The sequence below is a fragment of the Agromyces sp. NPDC056965 genome (assembly GCF_042673425.1).
GTDB lineage: Bacteria > Actinomycetota > Actinomycetes > Actinomycetales > Microbacteriaceae > Agromyces.
This window is the reverse complement of record NZ_JBHURI010000154.1, coordinates 1-2535: the sequence shown is the minus strand read 5'-3', so window position 1 is coordinate 2535 and position 2535 is coordinate 1. Positions and strand designations below refer to the sequence as shown.

Here is a 2535-nt window from a genome sequence, read left to right as displayed (position 1 = left end):
CGGCCCCCCGCCTCGCCGTCTCCGCGCCCGCCCGCGGGGGCTACCGCGGTGCCCCGCCCCCCCCCCCCCGGGGCGGTACCCCCCGGGGGGCGGGGGGGGGGCGGCCCGCGACCGGAGCGCACGAGCGCCCCGGTCGCAGCGTCTCGGATGACGACCTTGCACGCCTGCGTCGACGAGTCGACGCCTGCGACGAGCGACACGCGCCGTGCCTAGCCGCGTGCGCCGAGCAGGTGCTCGGTGGCGAGCTGCTGGAGTCGCACGAAGCCGAAGCCGTGTCCGCCGAGGTAGGCGTCGGCGTCGAAGTCCTCGAACGCGGTGCGGTCGGCGAGCAGTTCGGCGTGGCCCTCGCCCTCGCCGAGGGTCGGCTGTCCGAGTTCGAACACCTTCGCGGCGGTGAGCGCCTCCTGCACCTCGGGATCCGCGCGGAATGCGGCCGCCCGTTCCTTGAGCAGCAGGTAGGTGCGCATGTTCGCGGCGGCGGAGTCCCACACGCCGGTCTCGTCTTCGGTGCGACTGGGCTTGTAGTCGAAGTGGCGGGGCCCGGTGTACGCCGGCGCGCCGCCGGGACCGCCGTGCTCGAGCAGGTCGACGAGGGCGAATGCGTTGTGCAGGTCGCCGTGGCCGAAGACGAGGTCCTGGTCGTACTTGATGCCGCGCTGGCCGTTGAGGTCGATGTGGAAGAGCTTGCCGTGGTACAGCGCCTGGGCGATGCCGGCGGAGAAGTTCAGGCCGGCCATCTGCTCGTGCCCGACCTCGGGGTTGACTCCGACGAGTTCGGGGCGCTCGAGCGAGTCGATGAACGCGAGGGCATGGCCCACCGTCGGCAGCAGAATGTCGCCGCGAGGCTCGTTCGGCTTGGGCTCGATCGCGAAGCGAATGTCGTAGCCCTTGTCGGTGACGTAGTCGCCGAGCAGGTTCACGGCCTCGCGGTAGCGCTCGAGTGCCGAGCGGATGTCTTTCGCGGCGTCGTACTCCGCGCCTTCGCGCCCGCCCCACATCACGAAGGTCTTCGCGCCGAGTTCGGCGGCGAGATCGATGTTGCGCAGCACCTTGCGGAGCGCGAAGCGGCGCACGGCGCGGTCGTTCGACGTGAAGCCGCCGTCCTTGAAGACCGGGGCGCTGAACAGGTTGGTGGTCACCATCGGGACGACGATGCCCGTCGACTCGAGCGCGCTCTTCAGTCGGTCGATCATGGTCTGTCGCTCGGCGTCGGTCGACCCGAATGCGAACAGGTCGTCGTCGTGGAAGGTGAGGCCGTAGGCGCCGAGTTCGTCGAGCTTCTCGACGACGTGCGCGACGTCGAGCGGATGCCGCGTGGGCCCGCCGAACGGATCGGTGCCGTTGTAGCCGACGGTCCACAGGCCGAAGGAGAACTGGTCGTCACGGGTGGGGGTGGGCACGGACATCGTCACCTGATCCTCATTGAGCGGTATTGGTTGTGCCTGACAACTTATCGCATCGACCGGCATCGCGCCAGCGCAAGTTTCGGGAATATGATTCGAAACATGGATTCCGAAGCACCCGGGGAGCGCGTCACCCTCGCCGAAGTGGCCGGCGAGGCCGGCGTCTCGCTCTCGACGATCTCGAAGGTCCTGAACGGCCGAGCCGACGTCTCGGCCGCGACCCGCACGCGAGTCGAGACCCTCCTCGCCGACCGGGGATACGTGCGCCGCCACGGTCGCGCCGAGGCGAGGACCGACCTCATCGAACTCGTCTTCCCCGAACTCGACGCCATCTGGTCGATGGAGCTCATCGACGGGGTCGAGACCGTCGCCAAGGAGCACGGCCTGAGCGTCGTGCTCACGGTCAGCGGCAACCGCCACGCGCCCGATCCCGACTGGATCGAAGGCGTCATGCGGCGGCGACCCATCGGCATCGTGCTCGTCTTCGCCGAGCTCGCGCCCGAGTATCGCGAGCGACTGCGGTCGCGGGCCATCCCGTTCGTCATCATCGATCCGGCCGGCGACCCCTCACCCGACGCCCCGTCCGTCGGTTCCGCGAATTGGTCGGGCGGGCTCATGGCGACCCGGCACCTGATCGATCTCGGCCATCGCCGCATCGCCGCGATCACCGGGCCCGAGGACATGATGTGCTCGCTCGCCCGCGTCGACGGGTACCGCTCGGCGATGAACTCGGCCGGGCTGCCGGTCGATCCGGCATGGATCAGGTTCGGCGACTTCCACGTCAGCGGCGGGCGCGATCACGCTCGCGAGCTCTTCGCGCTCGACGAACCGCCCACCGCGATCTTCGCGGGCAGCGACCTGCAGGCCGTCGGCGTGCTCGACGCGGCGCGCGTCGCCGGGCTCCGCGTGCCGGAGGACGTCTCGATCGTCGGGTACGACGACATCCCGCTCGCGCTCTGGGTGACCCCGCGGCTGACGACCGTGCACCAGCCGCTGAAGCGAATGGGCGAAGAGGCCGCGCGGCTCGTCATCCGGATGAGCGACGAGACCCCGGCGACGACGCCGCGCATGGACCTGGCGACGAGCCTGGTCGTCCGCGAGAGCACCGCGCCGCCGGCGGACATCCCGGCGG

2 protein-coding genes are annotated in these 2535 nt (G+C 70.4%); one reads left to right on the top strand and one right to left on the bottom strand.

All coding sequences use genetic code 11. The features are described 5' to 3' along the window. Window positions 1-209: 209 nt before the first annotated feature. Window positions 210-1406 carry a xylose isomerase gene (gene xylA / locus ACFTQE_RS20050; protein WP_376926722.1) on the bottom strand — a complete coding sequence of 399 codons (1197 nt, stop codon included), beginning with the start codon at window positions 1404-1406 and terminating at the stop codon, window positions 210-212. Window positions 1407-1505: 99 nt separating this feature from the next. Here xylA and ACFTQE_RS20045 point away from each other — a divergent pair. Beyond that, the coding region (locus tag ACFTQE_RS20045) for a LacI family DNA-binding transcriptional regulator (protein ID WP_376926721.1) at window positions 1506-2535 on the top strand (1030 nt) is incomplete at its 3' end.